This is a genomic window from Micromonospora citrea, assembly GCF_049629545.1.
Lineage (GTDB): Bacteria > Actinomycetota > Actinomycetes > Mycobacteriales > Micromonosporaceae > Micromonospora > Micromonospora citrea_A.
Genome location: NZ_JBNADX010000020.1, coordinates 108,649 through 128,858, shown reverse-complemented (window position 1 = coordinate 128,858; position 20,210 = coordinate 108,649). Strand labels below are relative to the sequence as shown.

The 20,210-nt window shown below is 72.2% G+C and carries 19 protein-coding genes and 1 pseudogene; 11 read left to right on the top strand and 9 right to left on the bottom strand.

Annotated elements, in window-relative coordinates; all coding sequences use genetic code 11:
- Nucleotides 1–38 precede the first annotated feature (38 nt).
- A complete protein-coding gene (locus tag ACPFP2_RS21230; RefSeq protein WP_424090916.1) occupies nucleotides 39–2,285 on the bottom strand; it encodes an ATP-binding protein in 2,247 nt (748 codons plus the stop codon).
- Between the two features lie 164 nt (nucleotides 2,286–2,449).
- On the opposite strand from ACPFP2_RS21230, the gene ACPFP2_RS21225 reads away from it, so the two are divergent.
- From ACPFP2_RS21225 to ACPFP2_RS21215, 3 genes are all read left to right on the top strand, one after another.
- Complete coding sequence (locus ACPFP2_RS21225; RefSeq protein ID WP_424090915.1) at nucleotides 2,450–2,905, top strand: carboxymuconolactone decarboxylase family protein; 456 nt, start codon at nucleotides 2,450–2,452, stop codon at nucleotides 2,903–2,905.
- Between the two features lie 107 nt (nucleotides 2,906–3,012).
- Entirely contained in the window at nucleotides 3,013–3,471 is a 459-nt protein-coding gene (locus tag ACPFP2_RS21220; RefSeq protein ID WP_424090914.1) for an iron chaperone, read from the top strand.
- A gap of 128 nt (nucleotides 3,472–3,599) precedes the next feature.
- The gene (locus ACPFP2_RS21215) at nucleotides 3,600–4,154 is read left to right on the top strand and encodes a hypothetical protein (RefSeq protein WP_424090913.1); all 555 of its coding nucleotides are present in this window, start codon (nucleotides 3,600–3,602) and stop codon (nucleotides 4,152–4,154) included.
- Between the two features lie 77 nt (nucleotides 4,155–4,231).
- On the opposite strand, the gene ACPFP2_RS21210 is transcribed toward ACPFP2_RS21215, so the two are convergent.
- The 3 genes from ACPFP2_RS21210 to ACPFP2_RS21200 all read right to left on the bottom strand — a co-directional run bounded on the left by ACPFP2_RS21210 (nucleotide 4,232) and on the right by ACPFP2_RS21200 (nucleotide 7,176).
- Nucleotides 4,232–5,083 (bottom strand): hypothetical protein, encoded by an 852-nt coding sequence (locus ACPFP2_RS21210; RefSeq protein ID WP_424090912.1) that lies wholly within the window; start codon nucleotides 5,081–5,083, stop codon nucleotides 4,232–4,234.
- Nucleotides 5,084–5,140: 57 nt separating this feature from the next.
- Nucleotides 5,141–6,787 carry an FAD-dependent oxidoreductase gene (locus ACPFP2_RS21205; RefSeq protein WP_424090911.1) on the bottom strand — a complete coding sequence of 549 codons (1,647 nt, stop codon included), beginning with the start codon at nucleotides 6,785–6,787 and terminating at the stop codon, nucleotides 5,141–5,143.
- Between the two features lie 155 nt (nucleotides 6,788–6,942).
- Nucleotides 6,943–7,176 carry a DUF2249 domain-containing protein gene (locus ACPFP2_RS21200; protein ID WP_424090910.1) on the bottom strand — a complete coding sequence of 78 codons (234 nt, stop codon included), beginning with the start codon at nucleotides 7,174–7,176 and terminating at the stop codon, nucleotides 6,943–6,945.
- Nucleotides 7,177–7,484: 308 nt separating this feature from the next.
- On the opposite strand from ACPFP2_RS21200, the gene ACPFP2_RS21195 reads away from it, so the two are divergent.
- The 6 genes and pseudogenes from ACPFP2_RS21195 to ACPFP2_RS21170 all read left to right on the top strand — a co-directional run bounded on the left by ACPFP2_RS21195 (nucleotide 7,485) and on the right by ACPFP2_RS21170 (nucleotide 14,204).
- Nucleotides 7,485–9,923: a nitric-oxide reductase large subunit gene (locus tag ACPFP2_RS21195; protein ID WP_424090909.1), complete on the top strand. Its 2,439-nt coding sequence runs from the start codon at nucleotides 7,485–7,487 to the stop codon at nucleotides 9,921–9,923.
- Nucleotides 9,920–10,294, top strand: a complete 375-nt coding sequence (locus tag ACPFP2_RS21190; protein ID WP_424090908.1) for a hypothetical protein — start codon at nucleotides 9,920–9,922, stop codon at nucleotides 10,292–10,294. The genes ACPFP2_RS21195 and ACPFP2_RS21190 overlap by 4 nt, the downstream gene beginning before the upstream one ends.
- A 101-nt stretch (nucleotides 10,295–10,395) precedes the next feature.
- The gene (locus tag ACPFP2_RS21185; RefSeq protein WP_424090907.1) at nucleotides 10,396–11,106 is read left to right on the top strand and encodes a helix-turn-helix transcriptional regulator; all 711 of its coding nucleotides are present in this window, start codon (nucleotides 10,396–10,398) and stop codon (nucleotides 11,104–11,106) included.
- Between the two features lie 285 nt (nucleotides 11,107–11,391).
- Complete coding sequence (locus ACPFP2_RS21180; protein WP_424090906.1) at nucleotides 11,392–11,691, top strand: FeoA family protein; 300 nt, start codon at nucleotides 11,392–11,394, stop codon at nucleotides 11,689–11,691.
- Nucleotides 11,688–13,638, top strand: a pseudogene (feoB, locus tag ACPFP2_RS21175) (ferrous iron transporter B). Before ACPFP2_RS21180 ends, feoB begins: the two are co-directional and overlap by 4 nt.
- The gene (locus tag ACPFP2_RS21170) at nucleotides 13,635–14,204 is read left to right on the top strand and encodes a NifU family protein (protein WP_424090905.1); all 570 of its coding nucleotides are present in this window, start codon (nucleotides 13,635–13,637) and stop codon (nucleotides 14,202–14,204) included. The pseudogene feoB and the gene ACPFP2_RS21170 overlap by 4 nt, the downstream one beginning before the upstream one ends.
- An 83-nt stretch (nucleotides 14,205–14,287) precedes the next feature.
- Here the strand turns inward: ACPFP2_RS21170 and ACPFP2_RS21165 are convergent, their stop codons facing one another.
- Nucleotides 14,288–15,322, bottom strand: a complete 1,035-nt coding sequence (locus ACPFP2_RS21165) for a poly(3-hydroxybutyrate) depolymerase (protein WP_424090904.1) — start codon at nucleotides 15,320–15,322, stop codon at nucleotides 14,288–14,290.
- Nucleotides 15,323–15,681: 359 nt separating this feature from the next.
- Between ACPFP2_RS21165 and ACPFP2_RS21160 the strand changes: the two genes are divergently transcribed.
- On the top strand, nucleotides 15,682–16,542 hold the full coding sequence (locus ACPFP2_RS21160) for a mechanosensitive ion channel family protein (RefSeq protein WP_424090903.1): 861 nt from the start codon (nucleotides 15,682–15,684) through the stop codon (nucleotides 16,540–16,542).
- Between the two features lie 116 nt (nucleotides 16,543–16,658).
- A complete protein-coding gene (locus ACPFP2_RS21155; protein WP_424090902.1) occupies nucleotides 16,659–17,849 on the top strand; it encodes an NAD(P)/FAD-dependent oxidoreductase in 1,191 nt (396 codons plus the stop codon).
- Between the two features lie 91 nt (nucleotides 17,850–17,940).
- Here the strand turns inward: ACPFP2_RS21155 and ACPFP2_RS21150 are convergent, their stop codons facing one another.
- The 4 genes from ACPFP2_RS21150 to ACPFP2_RS21135 form a co-directional block, all read right to left on the bottom strand.
- Nucleotides 17,941–18,234 (bottom strand): hypothetical protein, encoded by a 294-nt coding sequence (locus ACPFP2_RS21150; RefSeq protein ID WP_424090901.1) that lies wholly within the window; start codon nucleotides 18,232–18,234, stop codon nucleotides 17,941–17,943.
- A gap of 145 nt (nucleotides 18,235–18,379) precedes the next feature.
- On the bottom strand, nucleotides 18,380–19,258 hold the full coding sequence (locus ACPFP2_RS21145) for an alpha/beta fold hydrolase (protein ID WP_424090900.1): 879 nt from the start codon (nucleotides 19,256–19,258) through the stop codon (nucleotides 18,380–18,382).
- Nucleotides 19,259–19,402: 144 nt separating this feature from the next.
- Nucleotides 19,403–19,846, bottom strand: coding sequence for an SRPBCC family protein (locus tag ACPFP2_RS21140; protein WP_424090899.1), 444 nt, complete (start codon nucleotides 19,844–19,846; stop codon nucleotides 19,403–19,405).
- 23 nt (nucleotides 19,847–19,869) lie between these two features.
- Nucleotides 19,870–20,208 (bottom strand): ArsR/SmtB family transcription factor, encoded by a 339-nt coding sequence (locus ACPFP2_RS21135; protein WP_424090924.1) that lies wholly within the window; start codon nucleotides 20,206–20,208, stop codon nucleotides 19,870–19,872.
- Nucleotides 20,209–20,210: the final 2 nt, after the last annotated feature.

Below are 20,210 nucleotides of genomic sequence, written 5' to 3'. Positions count from 1 at the left end.
CGTCGGACGAACGCCACACCCGCCCCGGTGGTACCGGGTCAGCGGGCAGCTAGCACGCTCTCCCGCGCCGCGCGGGCGCGCTCGTCGTCGTACGGCCGGCCCAGCTCACGCGCGAACTCGGTGATCCGGTCGAGCAGCGTCAGCGCCTCGTCGTGGCGGCCCGCCACGCGGCACGTCTCGGCGTAGGTGTGCAGGACGTCGATCTCGAGCTGCACCTCGGCCAGGGGTTCCAACAACTCCAGGGCGCGCCGGTGGTGCTCGAGCGCCTCCTCGGCCGACCCCGCGATCCGCAGCGCGACACCGAGGCAGCTGTGGCACCACGCCTGATGGTGCGCCAGATCGTGCTGCTCGGACAGGCGCAACGCGTCGTGCAGCGTGCGCAGCGACTGCTCCGGGTCGTCGGACGCCAGCGCGACACCGAGGGTAACCAGCCCGGTGATGCGGGCGGGCCCGTCGGCCAGGGCGACGGATGCCCGGGCGAGTTCGACGGCTTCGCCGGGCTGCCCGAGGTGAAGGGTCACCCATCCGTCGAAGGCCAGCGCCTGTGACTGTCCGGCGCGGTTGCCGAGCCGGTCGAACAGCTCGCGGGCCCGCCGGAACTGCGCCTGCGCCGCCGGCAGGTCACCGAGGTCCCGGCGTACGAGGCCGAGGCGCAGTCCCAGAGCGGCGGCGAGGTCGTCGTACGGCCCGGACTGCGCGGCCAGTTCGTAGGCGGCAAGCGCGTCGGTGAGGCGTCCGGCGGCGGCGCGGGCGAACCCGAGGTCCGCGAGCAGCGAGGCCCGCTGTTGGTCGCGGCCGAGGCGTGCGGCGGCGGCCGCGGCGGCTTCGAGCAGGCGTACCTGGTCGTCGGTGCCGCGGTGCCGGAAGAACCAGACCCGCATGGCCTGCGGCAGCTCGGCGACCACCTCGTCCACGCCGAGCCGGACGGCGGCGTCGAAGCAGGCCACCAGGTTGACGTACTCGAGGTCGAACCAGGCCAGCGCCTTGACCGGATCTCCCGGCGTGGGGTGCTTGCGGTGCGGTGAGGGCAGCGTCTCGTCGTGGGCGACGGCCTGCGCCAGGTAGTGGCGCAGGACCCGGCGCAGGGCGGCGTCGGCCTGCGGCTCCTCGTCGGCGGCGAGGTCCGCCGCGTACCGGCGGATCAGGTCGTGCATCCGGTACCGCCCGGGTGCGGGCTCCTGGACCAGGTGGGCATCGACCAGTTCGTCCAGCGCCGCGCCGGCGCGCCCGGGTGGCAGGTCGGTGAGCGCGCCCACCGTCGCCGCGTCGAAGTCGGCGCCCGGCAGGACGCCCAGCAGCCGGAACACGCGACGCTGAACGGTGTCGAGCTGCCGCAGCGACATGCCGAACACCGAGTCGAAGCGGTTGGCGCTGTCGCGCAGCCGCACGGCCAGCACCGCCACCGTCCAACCCGGTCGGTGACGCAGCCGCGCCCCCGCCATCCGCAGCGCCAGCGGGAGCCCGCCGCACAGTCGCAGCACCTGGCCGGCCGCTTCCTCCTCGGTGAGCGTGAGTCCGGCCGCCCGGCCGAACAGGTGCGCCGCGTCCACGTCGGCCAGTGGCTCCAGGGCCACCGGCGGCACACCGTCCAGGCTCACCAGGCGGTGGCGGCTGGTGATCAGGACCCCGGACCTGCCCGCGCCGGGCAGCAGCGGGCGCACCTGGTCCGCGTCGACCGCGTTGTCCAGCACGACGAGCACCCGCCGGCGCGACAACTCCGAGCGCCACAGCGCCGCGCGTTCGGCCGCGCCCGCGGGGGGATGTGGGACGTCCAACGCGCTGAGCAGGCGACCCAGCGCGGCCTGCGGTTCCAGCGGTTCCTGGCCCGGGGTGAAGCCGTGCAGGTCGAGGTAGAGCCCGCCGTCCGGATACGTCGGGGCGAGCCGATGGGCCACGTGCACGGCCAGGCTGGACTTGCCCACGCCCGCCATGCCGTCGATCGCGACCGCGCCGGCGGCCCGCAGCAGCTCTTCGACCAGCGCGGCTTCCGCTTCCCGGCCGGTGAAGTCGAACAGGTCGGCCGGCAGATCGTTGCGGCGCGGGGCGGGCGCCGCGCCGGCCTTGTTCGCCTCGGCCCACACCGCCCGCAGTGGCCGGGGGTCGCGACCGACGGCCCGGCACAGCGCCACGACGGCGTCCCAGGGTGGCACGAGCCGACCGGTCAGGTACCGCGAGAGCGACGAGCTGCTCAGACCCGCCCGGCCGGCGAGGGCGCGCAGGCTGAGCCCACTCAGCTCCTTGATCCGGGCGAGTTGGGCCACCAGTTGCTCCTGGGGGCTGGACACGTGCCACACCGTACCCGTCCCGCACCGCGCGTCTGGAAAGGTGAGGTGTTTGCGCTGCTCAGCCTCGTTGCTGGTGTCCCACGGTGTCCCACGGACCACGCGGGCACCGGTACGCCGATGGTCGGATGACTCCTGTCAGGAACACCCGCGACGAAGGAGAAACGATGTCGACCGAGCGCATGCCGAACCCGGCGGTTCTGATCCCCGAGGCGATGGAGGCCCTGATGGCGGTCAACCGGGCCGTCGTGGGCGCCGGGGTCGACGGCAGGCTGCTGGCGCTGAGCCACCTGCGGGCCAGCCAGATCAACGGCTGCGGCCCGTGTGTGGCCGGGGGCGCGCACCAGGCACGCCAGCACGGGGCGACCACGGAGCAGGTCGACGCCGTCGCTGCGTGGCGGGAGACGCCCTGGTTCAGCGACGAGGAACGCGCCACGCTGGCCCTGACCGAGGCCGTGACCCGGCTCGCCGACCGGCCGGACCCGGTGCCGGACCAGGTGTGGGACGTGGCCGCCACGCACTTCGACCAGAAGGAGCTGGCCGCGCTGCTGCTCAACATCGCGATCACCAACGCCTTCAACCGGCTCAACGCCCCGACCCGCCAGCAGGCGGGCTCCTGGTGACATCGTCCTCGACCACGATTCGAGGACAGGCTCCACACGCCGCCCCGAACAGGGCTCCACTGACCGGCACCGCCCGTAGCAACCCGCCACAGAAAGAGGACACTGCCATGTCGAACACGACGAAGACCACCGCCGCGAACGGCGACAAGTACGACGGTTTCACCGACGAGGAGCGCGCCGCGATGAAGGAGCGCGCCACGGAGCTGAAGACGCGCACGCGCCGCGGCCCCAGGCCGGACCCGGAGATCGACGTGCTCGCGAAGATCGCCGAGATGTCGGAGTCCGACCGGGCGATCGCCGAGCGGCTGCACGCCGTCATCAAGGCCAACGCGCCGGCCCTCGCACCCAAGCTGTGGTACGGGATGCCCGCGTACGCCCGCAACGGCAAGGTGGTCTGCTTCTTCCAGAGCGCGGCGAAGTTCAAGACGCGGTACGCCACCCTCGGCTTCAGCGACGAGGCGAACCTCGACGACGGCACCATGTGGGCGACCTCGTTCGCCCTGACCGAGCTGACCGCCGACGACGAGGCCAGGATCGGCGCGCTCGTGCGGCAGGCGGTGAGCTGAGGCTCGCCACGTACCGGGTCGGCCGGCACCGCTCGGTGCCGGCCGACGTGCACCCGCTCGGGCGGCGGCGCGCACTGCCGCGAGCCACGGCGGCAAACGGCTCGCGGCAGGAAGGGTCGACTGCCACGATGACCACCGTGACGCACTGGCGCAGTCCCCTGCTCGCCGGTGTCGTCGCGACCATCGAGGTCGAGCTGCGCCGGTCCTGGCACCGACTGCTGACCGACCTCGAGGTCACCCCGGACAGCGCCGACGAGGTCGAGGTGGCCTGGCTCGTCGCGCACGATCCCGCCGGGTACGAGTGGCGGACGGTCGACGGCGCGCTCGATCGGCTGACCTGCCCGTCCTGCGCATCGACCCTGACCAGAGGGCCGGTGACCTGCGAGACGTGCGACTTCCACCACCGCATGCGGTTCGGGGCACGCGAGGTCGACCGGCCGCACGTCCCGCCGGGCAACGAGCACGCCCTGCGGGTGGCGACCGCGGTGGCGCGCTGCCGTCACCGGTACTCGCCCCGGGCCCGGGTGGGCTACGAGTTGCTGCTGCCTGATCTGGTCGCCGGGGCGCTGCCCACCACCCGGCAGGCCCAGGCCGGCAAGGCGCTGATCAACAAGCTGACCGACGACGAATGCGATCGCGTCACCAGTCTCGTCGAGGTCGAGCAACTGGCACGCCACCGTTGAGCACGACGGCCGGCGCCGGCCCTGACGGCCGGCCGGGCCGGCGATTCGCCGGCGCGGCGACGGCACGGGTCGCGGGGTCAGCGCTGGTCGCCACCGGTTGGTGCGGCGAGCAGCTCGTCGATCGCGGCGTGAAAGTCCTCGAACGTGCGTATCCGAGGCAGTGCGGCGAGGTAGCGGCGGAAGGCCGCGCTGTAGTGGTCCGCCAGGTCCCACACCCGGTCGGTGGGGCCGAGGGTCTTGACGGTCAGGTAGTTGGTCCAGCCCATCGGGTAGTCGCGCACGACGGCCAGGTCGACGAAGACGTCACCGGGCCGCAGGAGATGGCGGAGTTCCGGGCGGTCGGGCCGGTCGAGCACGTCCGCGAGTCCCGGTGAGCGTCGGCCCGCCGGGCCGCCCAGGCCGAACAGGGTGAGCTCCGAGGCGGCGTCGCCACCGACGGCCAGCTCCAGTGCCGTGAGCTGCGCGAACGTGTCCAGCGGGAACAGCCCGGCCCGCTCGCGGTGATCCCGCTGCCACCGGTCGGGCGCCGGCCGCAGCGGTACGCAGGCCCTCGCCGGGACGAATCCCCGGTCGGCGGCGGGCCAGTCGGCCCGCTCGACGTCGACCTCGTACTCCCAGCCCACCGTGCGGATCGTGGCACGATCGACACCGAGCAGGTTGGCCGCCTCGTCGCGGTAGTAGCAGGGAATGGCGTGCCGCTCGGTGCCCTCGGTCAGCGCCCAGGCCAGGGCCCGCCACACCGCCGGCGCCTCCCCGCACGAGTTGTTGATCCCGTGTCGCAGGTACGGGCTCAGTTCCGGCGCGGTGGGATACGACTGCTCCCACAGCCCCGGCCAGAGCGGCTCCGGCATGTCCTGCTCACCGACCCGGGCCACGTAGGTGTGCACGCCGTCGCGTTCGGCGTGCTCGAACCGCAGGAACCGCTCCACGCACCGACTGTAGGAGCACCGGGTGACACGCTGCGGACCGCAGTGACGTGGCGCTGCTCAGCCGGCCCGCTCGGCCTGCGGCTCGGCGGTGGCGACGGACCAGGTTCGGAAGCCGCCGTCGAGGTTGGCGGCGTGGTGACCTGTGCCGGTCAGCAGGCTGGTGGCGGTGTGCCCCCGCATGCCGAGCTGGCAGTAGACGATCAGCTCACCGTCGGGCAGGTCGTCGAGCCGGCCGGGCAGGTCGTCGACGGGAATGTTCAGCGATCCGGGGATGCTGCCGGCGGCGTGCTCGGCGGCGGTCCGTACGTCGAGCAGGTACGCCCCGGCGGCGACCCGGTCGATGATCTCGTGCCACTGCACGGTACGGGTCATCCCGGTGCGGATGTTCTCGGCGATGTAACCGAGCATGTTGACCGGGTCCTTGGCCGACCCGTACTGAGGTGCGTACGCCAACTCGAGGTCGGCGAGGTCCTCGGCGGGCAGCCCCGCGCGCAGCGCGACGGCGAGTACGTCGATGCGCTTGTCCACTCCCTCGCCGCCGACGCCCTGCGCGCCGAGGATCGCCCCGTTCTCCGGGTCGAAGAGCAGCTTGAGCGACATCGGGTCGGCGCCGGGGTAGTAGCCCGCGTGGGACAAGGGGTGGGTGTGCACGGCCTGATGGGCGCGGCCGGCCGCGCGCAGACGTTTCTCGTTCCACCCGGTGACCGCGACGGTCAGGTCGAAGACCCGGACGACGGCGGTGCCGATCCGGCCGGTCAGCGTGGCCGGACGACCGGCGATGACGTCGGCGACCAGGCGGCCCTGGCGGTTGGCGGTGTTGGCCAGCGGCACCGGGATCGTCGAACCGTCGAGCCGGTCGGTCTTCTCGACCGCGTCGCCGACCGCGTGGATGCGCGGGTCGCTGGTGCGCATCGACTCGTCCACGGCGATGCCGCCGCGCGGGCCCAGGTCCAGGCCGGCCTGCCTGGCCAGCCGGGTCTCCGGGCGTACCCCGATGGCGAGCACGACGAGGTCCGCCGGGAGGACCTGCCCGTCGCCGAGTTCCACGGCGTCGGGCAGCACCTTGGCCAGGCCGGCGCCGAGCACCAGCCCCACCCCGTGCCGGCGCAACTCGGTGTGGACCAGGGCCGCCAGCTCGGGGTCGATCGGGGCGAGGACCTGGCTGTCCAACTCGACCACGGTGACCCGCAGGCCACGCCGGTGAAGGTTCTCCGCCGTCTCCAGCCCGATGAAGCCGCCACCGACGACGACCGCCGTGGCGGGGCGCTGCTCCCGCAGCAGCGCGGTGAGCCGGTCGGCGTCGGCGACGCTGCGCAGCGTCAGCGCCCGCTCGATGCCGGGAAGGTCCGGCACGAACGGGGCCGCGCCGGGGCTGAGCACCAACCGGTCCCAGCTCTCGCGGTATTCGGTTCCGGTGTCGAGGTCTCGTACCCGCACGGTCCGCGCCTGCCGGTCGATCGCCACGACCTCGCTGCGGACCCGCACGTCGAGGTCGAAGCGGGCCCGCAGGCTCTGCGGAGTCTGCAGGAGCAGGTCGCGGCGGTCGGGGATGACGCCGCCCACGTGGTAGGGCAGGCCACAGTTCGCGTACGACACCTCGCTGCCGCGCTCGAACACGACGATCTCGTGCTCCGGTCCCAGCCGGCGCAGCCGCGTCGCCGCCGACATACCGCCGGCGACCGCCCCCACGATGACCACCTTCACGTCTGCCTCCTCCGGTCGTCCACCGTGGGCCACGGTACCCCCGGGGGTATACGCGAACCAGGGTCCAACGACCCCTGCCGGCCGACCTGGGCTACGCCACCACCCCCGCCGGTCGGGCATCCGACCGGCACCGAGACCGACCGACCGGAAGCCGCCTACGCGGGGCGACCGATGCGTACCTGCCAGCGCTCCGGGCCGGTCTCCAGGTAGTCCCAGCTGAACCGTCCGGCGTGCTCGGCGGCGAACTGGTAGTACAGCGGCTTCGGGTCGTGGTCGTTGACCAGCACGAAGCTCTCACCCACGCCGAGCGAGTGATACGTGCCGAAGATGAGGTCGTGGCGGCGCGCCGGCGCCTCCTGACGGACGTCGAGCTGACGGTCCTCGATCATGACTGCCTCCCTTGAGGTCGCGGATACTCATGTTTATACGAAGCGTCTCGTCATAAATCTAGATCCGGACCGCGAGGCCCTCGTCACGAGGGCCTCCCCCAGTTCCGCCCGACGGGCGGATTGGCACCGGCAATCCCGCAAAACCCCCGTTCACTGGGTCTCTTGGCCCGAGCCGAAGGTCCTATGAGGGTTTTCACGCGGCCTCGATTGTTTCTACCAGCAGACTCGTGTTTTAAGGTCTGGCCGCTGGACCTGGTCGCACCGAGGCAGGATGCCGCTCGCGGCCTTCGCACCCACGAGGAGATCGCATGGTCGTGTCAGAAGCTCCCGGTGCCGCCGTACCCGAGCCGGCCCCGCCCCCCACCGGCACACCCGCCGGCAAGCGGGGCCGCATGATCGGCCGCGGCTGGGTGCAGGCCGCCGTCCTGGTCACCCTCGTCGGGTTCTTCGTCCTCGGGTTCCTGGCGATCCGCACCTACCAGGCGCAGCCGCCGATCCCCGACAAGGTGACCACCTCGGACGGTCAACTGCTCTTCACCGGCGAGGACATCCGCCAGGGCCAGGAGGTGTTCCTGCGCAACGGCCTCATGCAGTACGGCTCGATCTTCGGGCACGGCGCGTACCTCGGCCCGGACTTCACCGCCGACTACCTGCACCGCGCCGCGACGTCCGTGCAGGAGCAGTACGGCGGCGCGGAGGCCGGACACGCCCGCACCGTCGAGGACTTCCGGGTCAACCGGTACGACGAGAAGACCGGCACCCTGGTCTGGAGCCCCGCCCAGGGCAAGGCGTTCACCGAGTTGACCGGCCACTACGCCGCGACGCTCAACTCTCCGGACGGCAAGAACGGGCTACGCCCCAACGCGATCACCGACCCGGCCGAGATCCACGACCTGACGGCGTACTTCGGCTGGACGGCGTGGGCGGCCGCCGCGGAGCGGCCCGACAAGACGTACTCCTACACCAACAACTGGCCGTCCGAGCCGCTCGTCGACAACGCGCCGACCGGCCACACGGTGACCTGGAGCGTACTGTCGCTGATCTTCCTGTTGGTCGGGGCCGGCGCCCTGTTCGCGGCGTTCGGCCGGTGGAACTTCCTCGGCTGGCACAACCGCGACCACCGGGAACTGCGCTTCCACGCCCCGCGCGCCGTCCTGCTCACCCCCGCGCAACGCGCCACCGCCTGGTTCTTCTTCATCATGGCCGGGCTCTTCCTGGTGCAGACCCTGCTCGGCTCCGCCACCCAGCACTACCGGGCCGACCTGGAGAGCTTCTTCGGCCTCCCGCTCGACCACTGGCTGCCGTACAACCTGACCCGCACCTGGCACGTGCAGCTCTCCATCTTCTGGGTGGTCACCTCCTTCCTCGCCATCGGCATCTTCCTGGCGCCACTGATCGCCCGCGGTTGGGAGCCGAAGCGGCAGGCGCTGCTGACCCGGCTGCTGCTCGGCGCGCTCGTCGTGGTGGTCGTCGGCAGTCTGCTCGGCGAGATGGCCGGCATGCGCGGCTGGCTCGGCCCGTTGTGGGCGCAGCTGGGCAACCAGGGCTTCGAGTACCTCGACCTCGGCCGGATCTGGCAGGTGCTGCTGACCGCGGGTATGGGCATCTGGGCGTTCATCCTGTTCCGCGGGCTCCGCCGGCGGCTGCGCACCGAGCACGTGGCGAACATGCCGTGGCTGTTCTTCCTCGCCGCCCTCGCCCTGCCGGCGTTCTACGCCGTGGGTCTGCTCGCCAGCCCGGACAGTCACTTCACCGCGGCCGACTTCTGGCGGTTCATCGTGGTGCACCTGTGGGTCGAGGACTTCCTCGAACTCTTCACCACCGCCACCGTCGCCTACCTGTTCGTGCTGCTCGGGGTCGTACGGGAGCGGGTCGCCCTGTCGGTGATCTTCCTCGACATCGTCCTCTACAGCGCCGGGGGCGTCATCGGCACCATGCACCACCTGTACTTCTCCGGGGAGCCCGCCGAGCACCTGGCGCTCGGCGCGACGTTCTCCGCGCTCGAGGTCGTACCGCTGCTGTTCCTCACCGTGGAGGCCTGGAGCTTCCTGCAACTGGGCGCCCGTCGCCAGAGCGCGTCGAGCACCCCGTTCCCGCACCGGTGGGCGGTCATGTTCCTCGCCGCCGTCGGATTCTGGAACTTCCTCGGCGCCGGCGTGTTCGGCTTCCTGATCAACCTGCCGATCGTCTCCTACTACGAGATCGGCACCGGCCTGACCGCCAATCACGCGCACGCCGCGATGATGGGCGTCTACGGCATGCTCGCGGTCGGATTCGCCATGTTCGCGCTGCGCTACCTGATCCCCGAGGAGCGCTGGTCGGACCGGCTGGCCTCGATCTCGTTCTGGTCGCTCAACCTGGGACTGGCGTGGATGTCGTTCGCCACCCTGCTGCCCGCCGGAGCCCTGCAGCTCTACCGGGTCGTGGACGCCGGGTACGCCGACGGTCGCAGTCTCGGCTACCTGCAGGGCGGCACCAACATGTTCCTCGAGTGGCTGCGGCTCCCCGGTGACGTGGTCTTCATGCTCGGCGGCGTGCTGCCGCTGCTGTGGATGACCTACCTGGGCATCCGCTACCGCAGCAAGCGGACCCGGGCACCCGAGGCGCCGGCCGAGACACTGCTGTTCACCGAGGTCGTGCCCGACAGCGACGACGACGCCACGGACACCGACGCCGCCGACCTGGTCGTCGGGGTGGCCGACAAGCTGGGCGGCGGATCCGGCGAACCGGCAGAGGCCCCCCGATGAGCGGCGAGGCGGCCTTCGCCGCCGGGTACGTGCTGGTGCTGCTCGCCGTCGTGGTCGCGCTGCAGATCTGGGGGCGGCAGCCCACCAGCGCCTGGGCGTCGCGGGTCTTCGCCGGCTTCCGTCGGGCCGTACCCGACGCGCCTCAGCCGGCCGACCAGACCGACTGGCCGCACTCGGAGGTGGGCCGCTTCCACGCGGTGATCGCGCTGTCGGTCGCGGTGATCGCCGTGTTCCTGGTGGCGGCCGCGTTGGTGCGCAACCACCGACCGGTCGAGGTCGCCATCCTCGTCGCGGCGGCACTGCCGCACTGCGTCCTGCTCGCCCGGCAGACGCCGAGGCTGCTCCGTCGGCCGGAACCCCCTCCCGGCTGACCGCGGTCGCCTCTGGTGATGGCGAGGAGGTGGGGCGAGCCCTACCTCCTCGCCATCATGCCCGACAGTTTCTACTAGTTTCTATTGGATAAACTACGCCTGTGGACAGGCGACGGTGGATCGACCGCGAGCAGCGGACCGGGCTCGGTGAGAGCCGTGAACAGGTCCTCGACCTGCTGCGGACCGCGGAGCAGGCCCTGGGCGTACGGGAGGTGGCCGAGCGGACCGGCCTGCACCTCAACACGGCCCGCTTCCACCTCGACGGGCTCGTCGACGCCGGACTGGCCGTACGCGAGACCGAAGCCGGCGGCCGGCGCGGCCGTCCCCGGGTGATCTACCGGCCCTCGACCACCGCGGCGACCCCGGCCGCCACCGGCGCCCGCAGCTACCGGCTGCTCGCCGAGATCCTCACCGGCGTCGCGACGCGCGCCCACGCCGAGCCCTCGGCCGTCGCCAGGGAGGCCGGCCAGGACTGGGGACGCTACCTGGCCGACCGGCCCGCGCCGCTGCGCCGCACCACGGCCGGTGAGGCGGTCGACAAGCTCACCGCGATCCTCGCCGACATCGGCTTCGACCCCGAGACCGTGCCGGACGAGCACCGGCCGCAGATCCTGCTCCGGCACTGCCCGTTCCGGGAGATCGCCGAGCACAGTCAGCAGGTGGTCTGCGCGATCCACCTCGGGCTCATGCAGGGGGCGTTGGCGGAGATGCGGGCGCCGGTGACGGCCGAGCGGCTCGATCCCTTCGTGCAGCCGAACCTGTGCCGCGCGCACCTGAGCCGCCAGGACGGGACACGCCCCGCCGCCGGGTGACCGCGCCTGGGCGCCGGTTCCCGGCCGAGAGCAGGACCAGCCTCGTCCGATCGGCGACGACGACCGGCTGCGCGCGGTCGCGGGCGCCCGATCTCCCCCGTCGCGTGGGTGCGGGCGACGGGCCGAGGAACACCGACGCGCCCATCTCGTCGGGGCCGCTGCGTCACGTGTCCGGCTCGGGACCATGGTCCCGTGCCGGACGGGCAGAAGGTCCCGGATCATGAGCGGTAAGTGAGGTTAGCCTCGCCTTAGGAGCTGAGAGCCGATCGGCAGCGGGGAGGACCGATGAAGGGCAACGCGGCGGAGGTTCGGCACGGCGACCGGGGCGGCCTCGACGACGGGGACGAGGTGCCGTTGGCCGAGTTGCGTCCGGGCGCGGAGGCGACAGTCGTCCGGGTCGAATCCGCAGCCGCCCCGGCGATCGCCCGACGCCTCGCCGATCTGGGCTTCACCCCGGGCACCCGGGTCCGGGTGCAGCGCCGAGCGCCGTTGCGCGACCCGGTCCTCTACCGGGTGCGGGACTACGAGGTCTGCCTGCGTCGGGCGCAGGCCGCATGGGTACGGGTGGTCGGAGTGGGTTCGTGACCGAGGGCTGCCACGGTGGCGGCGTCGACGCGCCCGCGCCGACCGAGGCGATCCGCATCGCCCTGGTGGGCAGCCCCAACGCCGGCAAGACCAGCGTGTTCAACGCGTTGACCGGGCTCACCGCCAAGACGGGCAACTACCCGGGAGTGACGGTCTCCCGCTACGTCGGCACCTGCCGCTCGGACGACGCCCGGTTCACCGTCGAGGATCTGCCGGGAGCGTACAGCCTGGAGCCGATCAGCCCGGACGAGCAGGTCGCGGTGGACGTCCTGGACGGGCGACTGGACGGCTCCGCGCGTCCCGACGCGCTGCTGATGGTCGTCGAGGCCACCACACTGCGCCGCTCCCTGGGCCTGCTGGCGCAGGTCCTCGGTCGCGGACTGCCGACCTGTGTGGTGCTCACCTTCACCGACGAGCTGACCCGCCGACAGGGGCACCTGGACACGGCCAGTCTCGCCACGGCGCTCGGCGTGCCGGTGGTGCCGGTGCTGGGGCACCGCGGCCACGGCGTGGACGTGCTGCGCGACCGGCTCGCCGGCTGGCGGGAGTGGCCCGTCCCGGTGGTGCCGCCGCCGGTCGACCCGACCGAACGGGACGCCTGGATCGAGTCGGTGCTGGACTTCGCCCGCTACCGGGCGGCACAGCCGCACCGGGCCACGCAGCGGGTCGACGCCGTGCTGCTGCATCCGATCTGGGGCACGGTGGTGTTCCTCGCCGTGATGACGCTGTTCTTCCAGACGATCTTCACGCTCGCCGCGCCGTTGCAGGATGCCGTCGAGTCACTCTTCGTGCTGCTCGGACGCCTGGTGGACCGGCACGTCGACAACCCGTGGCTGGCCGGGTTCCTCGGGGACGCGCTGATCGGCGGAGTCGGCGGCGTGCTGGTCTTCCTACCCCAGATCGCCCTGCTGTTCCTCCTGCTCGCCCTCCTGGAAGGGGTGGGCTACCTGTCCCGGGCCGCGTTCCTGATGGACCGCGTGATGGCCCGGGTGGGCCTGGAGGGCCGCGCGTTCGTCGCGCTGCTCTCCTCCTTCGCCTGCGCCATCCCCGGGATCATGGCGACGCGGACCCTGCCGTCGGCCCGGGACCGGCTGGCCACCATGCTCGCCGCCCCGCTGATGACCTGCTCCGCCCGACTGCCGGTGTACGTGCTGCTGATCAGCCTGTTGGTCGACCCGTCGGCGCGGTGGGGGCCGTTCGGCGTGCAGGGCCTGGTCATGTTCGGCATGTACCTGCTCGGCACCGTCTCGGCGATGCTCACCGCCTGGCTGTTCAAGCGCGTGGTGGACCGGCGCGGCGCCGTGCTGCCGTTCTACCTGGAACTGCCCCCCCTACCGGCTGCCGTCGGCCCGGTCCGTGCTGATCGCGGTGTGGGACGCGGCGAAGTCCTTCCTCCGCAAGTGCTCGACCATCATCCTGGTCACCACGGCGGCGCTGTGGCTGCTGCTCAACCTCCCCCAGCACTCCGACGCCGACCTGCGTAGTGCCGGGGTGGACACCGGCAACCCGGCCGCGGTGTCCGCGTACGTGGTGGACCACAGCCACGCCGCCGGCCTGGGGCGGCTGGTGGAGCCCGTCTTCGCCCCGCTGGGCTTCGACTGGCGGATCAGTGTCGGGGTGCTGTCGGCCCAGTCGGCCCGGGAGACGTTCGTCGCCACTCTCGGGCAGGTGGCCGCCGCCGAGGACCCCGAGCAGCCGACGCAGGCGCTGCGGGACCTGACGTACTTGGACGGTCCGCGGGCCGGCCAGCAGGTCTTCACCCCGCCCACTGTGATGGCCGTGCTGGTCTACTTCGCATTCGCCCTGCAGTGCATGGCCACGGTCGGAGTGATCCGCCGGGAGACCGGTACGTGGAAATGGCCCCTCGTAGCGTTCGGCCATCTCACCGGCCTCGCCTGGGTGCTCGCCTTCCTGGCCCGGCAACTCACCACCCTGGTCCTGCCATGAGCGTCGTCCCGCTGCACCCGCAGGCGGATCCGGACCGGCCGGAGCGGGTCCGCTGGGTCGTGCCCGCCGGTGCCGTACCGGCGGCAGGACGACCGGCCGTGCTACCGGCGTCGTTGGCGGCGATGCTGGCCGAGGGAGTCCTGACCGCCGTGGTGGTGGAGCCCGGCGCCGTGCTGACCGACCTCGCCCCCGGCCGCAGCTGGACCGACGAGGGCCCACGGGTCCGGACGGCGCTGCACGCCGCCCTGACCACACCCGACGGCTGGCAGTTCCGGCCCGCTGCGGGCGCAGAGCAGGACGCGGCGCTCCGGAGATCTGTCCAGCGGCTGCTCGACGGGCCGGTCGGCGACGTCGCCCGGTCCCACGGGGGTCACCTCGAACTGGTCGACGTCCGCGACGGGCAGGTGCGGGTCCGGCTGGCGGGCGCGTGCGACGGGTGCCCGGCCTCCCGCTTCACCCTGCGACACCGGCTCGAAGCCGAACTGCGCCGCCACCATCCCCACCTGGGTGGTGTCGTCGCCCTCCCGAGAGCACCGTCGGCTTCCCACGGTCGATGGTGGGAGTGAGGAGGGGTTCAGGCGGTCCTGCGGACCCTACCCGCCCTGCCGCCGCACCGGTGGCGGTCGAGCCCGGCGGCGGCGTGCGCCGATCAGCCGTCCAGACGGCGGACCATATTCATGATCGTCTCGACCTGGTAACCGCCCTTGATCGGGTAGTTGGTAGAGCCGAGGTAGCCCCACCAGTCCCAGCAGCCGTTCGGGTTCACCCCGGTCGCGATGGCCTGCGGGTAGAGCACTATCAGGCGGTTGGTGTCGGCGTACTGGTTGAGGTTGGCCCGGTCGACGAAGGCCGTGCCGATCTTCGCGTACCCCTGGGCGCAGCCGTGCAGGGCGACCAGCAGCCGGCAGGTCTGCCCGGCCGCACAGGCGCTCGGGACGTACGCGAAGCCGGCGGAGTCCATGCTCAGCCCGTTGGCCCAGCCGTTGACGGCGAAGGTGTTCTGGCTGAACCGGACGAGGGTGCCGCCGAGCGGGCCGGTGTTCGGCGGGGCGACCGAGCCGAGCAGCTTGCCGAGGAAAGTGCCCTGTGGGTCGGTGCCGCAGTCGTTGAGGTACGGCGAGGCGGTGGCGGTGCAGCCGACGGTGCCGTACGGGGTCACCCAGGCGTGACCGGCGCCGCCGGTGCCGTCGTAGCGGACGCTGGCCCCGAAGTCCTGGTAGTACCGGACGAGATCGTCGGTGACGGACTTCTTCACGGTGGCGTCGCCGCTGCCGTGGTAGACGTACACCGGCTGGCCGGCGAGGTTGCCGGTGCCGTCGATCCAACCGTAGGACGCCCAGGTACGGGTGTAGTTCTCCAGCGCGGAGACGTGCGTCGGATAGATGTTGTCGCCGCAGCCGTAGAGAGCCTGGGCGACGGTGTTCTGGGCGCAGTAGTACGGGCCGGCGGCGAAGACCGCCGCGCCGCGGATCCGCGACGAGTACGCGACCTGGAGCTGGGTGGCCATGTACCCGCCGGAGGAGACCCCGGCGACGTACACGGCGGAGACGTGGTAGGTGCCGAGCGACCCGGAGACCGGGGTCCTGGTGTACGGCGTGGTGGCGGCCCGGGCGGCCAGGCCGCCGGGCAGGACGAGGAGGAGGGCTGCGGCGAGGGTGGTGACGGCCTTCCACGGTGTCTTCATGGTGTTCTCCCGTCGGAGTGCCGGCGGGACGGGCCGGCGTGCGGGAACGCTAACGTGACATCGACCACACCGGATATCCGTGCGGCCGACACCCCGCCGGCGGTGGTGGTGTGGGCCGACCACCCGGTCCGCGCTCCGCCTGGCGGAGGCGCGGTGAGCCGCTCACCGCCAACGGCCCCTTCGCCCAGGTGCTCGAGCTGGTACTGGCCGCGCGTTTGCGAGATTCCGCCGCCGGATGCCGCCTATGGTGGCAACGACGCGACAGACACGAGTCGGCGGCCGCGCCGGGACGATGGGCAAGCAGCATGGAGCGGTTCCTTGAGGCTGTCTGGGACACCAGCAGCGTGAGCGGTCGCCTCGTGACGAGCATCGTCCTCATCGTGCTGGCCGTCGTCATCGCGATGCTCGCCGGCCGCCTGGCCACCCTTCGGGTGAAGGACACCACCAACCGCTACTACCTGCGCAAGGCGGTGCACTACCTGACCGTCGTGGCGTTGCTGTTCGCGCTGGCGCTGCTGTGGCGGCCGTTCGCCGGTCGGATCGGCGTGGTCTTCGGACTGCTCGTCGCCGGCCTCGCCCTGGCCATGCAGGAGGTCATCGGCGCGTTCGCCGGATGGGTCAGCATCCTCACCGGGCGGCAGTTCCGGGTCGGTGACCGGATCCAGATGTGCGGGGTCCGCGGCGACGTCCTGGACATCACCCCACTACGGACCCGCATCCTGGAGAGCGGCTCCTCCGCCGACCCGGAATCCTGGATCCGCGGCCGCCAGTACACCGGACGGGTGGTGTCCCTGTCGAACCGCTTCGTGTTCAGCGCACCGGTGTACAACAGCAGCGCGGTACTGGACCATCTGTGGGAGGAGCTGACCCTGCCCGTCCCCTACGAGGCGGACTGGCACCTGGCGGAGCGCATCCTCTGCGACGAGGCGACGAACGTCTCCTCCACGGTCGAGGCGCGGCGCGCCATCGAGCAGATGCGCCACCGCTATCCCGTCGCCGAGGCGGAGGTGGATCCCCGCGTGTTCGTCCGTGCCACCCCGAACTGGGTCGAGCTGTCGGCACGGTTCGTGGTGCCGGTCCGCGCCGCCCGGCAGGTCAAGGACCAGGTGACCCGTCGGGTGTTGGACCGTTTCGCCGAGCACGGCATCCGGGTGGCGTCGGCGACGCAGGACATCACCATCCATCCGCCGCACACCTCGCAGCCCGCCGACAGGCGGTAGCCCCCGGCGTAGCCGACGGCAGCAGCCGGCAGCTGCCGGGTGACCTGTCCCACGCCCTGTCACGACTGCCGGCCGGGCGGCGTCTTCAGACCGAACCCCCTGACGAAGGAGACGCCATGACCGGGAACACCGATGTCGTCGTGATCGGCGGCGGATACGCCGGCGTCCTGGCGGCCAATCGCCTGACGCGGCGCAACGACGTGACGGTCACTCTGATCAACCCGCGCCCGAGGTTCGTCGAGCGGATCCGCCTGCACCAGTTGGTGGGTGGGTCCGACGACGCGGTCGTCGACTACCGGGACGTCCTGGCCGAGCGCGTCCGGCTGGTCGTCGACACGGTGGCACGGATCGACGCCGCCGAACGCCGCGTGACGTTGGCGACGGGCGGCACGCTCGACTACGACTACCTGATCTACGCGGTGGGCAGTGGCAGCGCCGACCCCGCTGTGCCCGGAGCAGCCGAGTTCGCCTACCCGATCGCCACCTTGGAGGAGGCGCAGCGGTTGCGGCCCGTTCTCGACGCGGCCCCCGCCACGGCCGCGGTGACGGTGGTCGGAGCCGGTCCGACCGGCATCGAAACCGCCGCCGAGCTGGCGGAGGCGGGCCGCACGGTGACCCTGGTCTGCGGCGGGGTGCTCGGACCGTACCTGCACCCTCGGGGTCGACGCTCGGTCGCCGAGCGGCTGACCGGACTCGGTGTGACCGTGCTCGACGGCCCCGACACGACAGTGACCGCCGTGACGCGCGACGCCGTGCGGCTCGGAGACGGCCGCGACGTGCCCAGCACGGTGACCGTCTGGACCGCCGGATTCAGCGTGCCGGACCTGGCCGCGCGCAGCGGACTGCGCACCGACGCCCTGGGGCGCCTGCTCACGGACGAGACGTTGACCAGCGTGGACGACGTACGCATCGTCGCGGCCGGCGATTCGGCGGCGCCGTCGAACCTGCCGTTCCGGATGAGCTGCCAGGCGGCGGTCCAGCTGGGTCCGCACGCCGCCGACACGGTGCTCAGCCGGATCGCGGGTCGGCAACCCGCGCCCGTCAGCGTGGTGTTCGCCGGCCAGTGCCTCAGCCTGGGTCGTCGCGCCGGCATGTTCCAGTTCGCCCGCCGGGACGACACCGCGGTGAGCCTCCACCTGGGCGGCAGCCCTGGCGCGAGGCTCAAGGAATTCGTCTGCAAGCAGACCGTCAAGCAGTTGGCCGACGAGGCACGCAAGCCCGGCTCGCGTAGCTGGGCCTGGCCCAGGGACGGCAAGCGCCAGAAGCTGCTGCGGGCCGAGCGGGGTGAGGCACCGGTGACCCGCTGAACGGACCGGCCCGGCCAGCGGCATTCGTGGCCGGGCCGGTCGCCCTCAGCGGCCAGGTGCCGGGGGTGCGGATCGCCGACCGGCTCGGCCTTCAGCTGAGACCGCGGTGGGCCGCCCACATCGCGCTGGCGACACCGGCGGCCTGGTCGACGAGGGCCGCCAGCTCGGGCTTGTCGGGCAGGGGAAACGAGACGTATGTGCCCCGACCTCCGCCGGTCGGGCGGCCGTATGCCTTCGCCGCGAGGCGCCCGTCCGGGAGGAGCCGGACGTTGAGTGTGCTCAGCTGGAACTCCTCACCGCGTCGCATGTCGGTCCAGCGGAGTTCTTCCGGAATCGTGACGTTGATGGCCAGGGCGCTGACATCGGGGAGCAGGTCGTCGCTCATGGACGCATGTTCGCACGCGCCCCGCCGCCTGCTCCTTCCACTTACCGTATGGTCGCGTCACGTGCCCGCCACGTGGGTCGCCATTTCCGGACATGGGGCTCATTCGACATGGGTGGACCGCACCCGGCCGTTCTCGGCGGCGGGGTCAACTCCCGACGCCGGGAAGCCGCCCGTCCAGCCAGGAGAGCAGGACCCGCTCGTACTGTGGGCTGATTCCGGCCAGCTCCTCGGCCTCGTTCAGGGTGGGCGCGTGGTCGCAGCCGGCCAGCCGGGCGACGGTCAACTCCGCGGCGCGGGCGGCGCGGCGCCAGGCCGCCAGGCTCTCCTCGATCGGCGTCCAGGCGTCGGTCTCGCCGTAGCAGAGCAGCACCGGGCAGGACAGCGCGGCGAAGACCGGCTCCGGGTCGAAGTCCATGTCGGTCCAGGTGCCCGGCTCGGGTATCTCGCGCGGCAGGAACACCAGTGGGAACCAGGGGCGCTCGACGGCTGCGTCCAGCTGCGCCTGGGCGACCGGACGAGGCAGGTCGCCGCGCAGGTACGCCTCGGCCGCCCGCCGAAGCCGGTCCAGCTCGGCGAGGTCGGCGTCACCGTACCCGTGGCGGCGCAGTTGCTCGGCGGTGCCGTACCGCATCTGCCGGGCGGGGCTGACGCCACTGCACGCGACGAGAGCGAGGAAGTCGACCCGGTGCCGGCTGGCGGCCAGCGCCGCCGCCCACGCGCCCTGGCTGAACCCCCACAGCCCGACCGGGACGTCGCCGACCTGCCGGCGCAGCACGTCCAGGGCTGCCGCCGCGTCGTCGGCCTGGGCGGTCAGCGGCACGTCGCGGCCGTCGACCCGGGGGCGGCGGTCGTAGCGCAGCACGGCGAAGCCGGCCGGCGGGAGCAGCCGGGCCAGGTGCTCGTAGAGGAAGTACGACCGGGTGCCGGCATGGGAGCCGTGCAGCACCGCGAGGCCGCCGCGTGGCGGCCCGGCCGGCAGGTCCAGGACGGCGGGGAGTTGCTGCTCGCCGACGTACAGCTCCATGGCGGTGAGTCAACCACGGTCCGGTCGTTCCCGTCCGCCCCTCCCCCGCCGCACCGACACGACAGCGGACACGCGCGAGATCGACCCGCTGGCGGGGACGGTTCCCGCCGGCGGGTCGGTCGAGCCTGGTTGCTCGGATCCGGTTCAGTTCCAGTCGTCGATGTGGACGTCGTGTGGCGCCGGTGCGCCCCGTCCGGTCTCCACCAGCGACTTCAGGCTCATCAGGAACGTGGCCCACTTGGTGCTGCAGTGGTGCATGAACTCCACCGGCTCCTTCCAGCCCTGGTGCGTGAAGAGCACGATGGTGTGGTCGCCGTTCTGGCGCAGCTCCCAGTGGATCGTCGTGCCGATCCACTCCTCGGGGCCGTCGACGACCCGCCATGTCACCCGCTCGGCCGGCCGCAGCTCGACGACCTCCATGTCGAAGCCACCGGCGGGGAACCGGAACTCCAGGACGCCGCCGAGGTCGCCGCTGCCCTTCGTGTCGTGTGTCCACCAGTTGGCGAGGCCCTCGACGGTCGTCAGGGCGTCGTAGACCTTCTCCGGGGTCGGGGTCTTGATCCCGACCCGGTGCAGGATGTCCACCATCTCGGTTCTCCTCAATCTCGTCGTCAGTCCGGTCGGGTGCGCTGGATCGCCTCGGCGATCCGCTTGATCCGCCGCAGTCGGGCGTCCCAGGTGGACCCGACCGACGCCAGCTGGGCCACCGCGCGGGCGAGTTGGGCGTCGTCGACCTGGTACCGCTTCTCCCGGCCCGTCGGCGTCGCCCGGACCAGGCCGACCCGGTCGAGGACGGTGAGGTGCTTGGCCACCGCCTGCCGGGTGACCGGCATCTGCTGACTCAGCGTGGTCGCGGTGCCGTGGCCGTCGATGAGCAGCAGGTCGAGCATCCGGCGCCGGGTCGGGTCCCCGATCGCGGACCAGAGGTCGTCGTCGACCTCTGCGGTCAGGG

Bases quoted from the DNA above. Each gene is read 5' to 3' on its own strand.
- ACPFP2_RS21165 (WP_424090904.1), bottom strand. From the start codon at position 15,322: ATGAAGACACCGTGGAAGGCCGTCACCACCCTCGCCGCAGCCCTCCTC.
- ACPFP2_RS21225 (WP_424090915.1), top strand. From the start codon at position 2,450: ATGTCGACCGAGCGCATGCCGAACCCGGCGGTTCTGATCCCCGAGGCG.
- ACPFP2_RS21150 (WP_424090901.1), bottom strand. From the start codon at position 18,234: ATGAGCGACGACCTGCTCCCCGATGTCAGCGCCCTGGCCATCAACGTC.
- ACPFP2_RS21195 (WP_424090909.1), top strand. From the start codon at position 7,485: ATGGTCGTGTCAGAAGCTCCCGGTGCCGCCGTACCCGAGCCGGCCCCG.
- ACPFP2_RS21190 (WP_424090908.1), top strand. From the start codon at position 9,920: ATGAGCGGCGAGGCGGCCTTCGCCGCCGGGTACGTGCTGGTGCTGCTC.
- ACPFP2_RS21140 (WP_424090899.1), bottom strand. From the start codon at position 19,846: ATGGTGGACATCCTGCACCGGGTCGGGATCAAGACCCCGACCCCGGAG.
- ACPFP2_RS21170 (WP_424090905.1), top strand. From the start codon at position 13,635: ATGAGCGTCGTCCCGCTGCACCCGCAGGCGGATCCGGACCGGCCGGAG.
- ACPFP2_RS21155 (WP_424090902.1), top strand. From the start codon at position 16,659: ATGACCGGGAACACCGATGTCGTCGTGATCGGCGGCGGATACGCCGGC.
- ACPFP2_RS21215 (WP_424090913.1), top strand. From the start codon at position 3,600: ATGACCACCGTGACGCACTGGCGCAGTCCCCTGCTCGCCGGTGTCGTC.
- ACPFP2_RS21180 (WP_424090906.1), top strand. From the start codon at position 11,392: ATGAAGGGCAACGCGGCGGAGGTTCGGCACGGCGACCGGGGCGGCCTC.
- ACPFP2_RS21200 (WP_424090910.1), bottom strand. From the start codon at position 7,176: ATGATCGAGGACCGTCAGCTCGACGTCCGTCAGGAGGCGCCGGCGCGC.
- ACPFP2_RS21220 (WP_424090914.1), top strand. From the start codon at position 3,013: ATGTCGAACACGACGAAGACCACCGCCGCGAACGGCGACAAGTACGAC.
- ACPFP2_RS21145 (WP_424090900.1), bottom strand. From the start codon at position 19,258: ATGGAGCTGTACGTCGGCGAGCAGCAACTCCCCGCCGTCCTGGACCTG.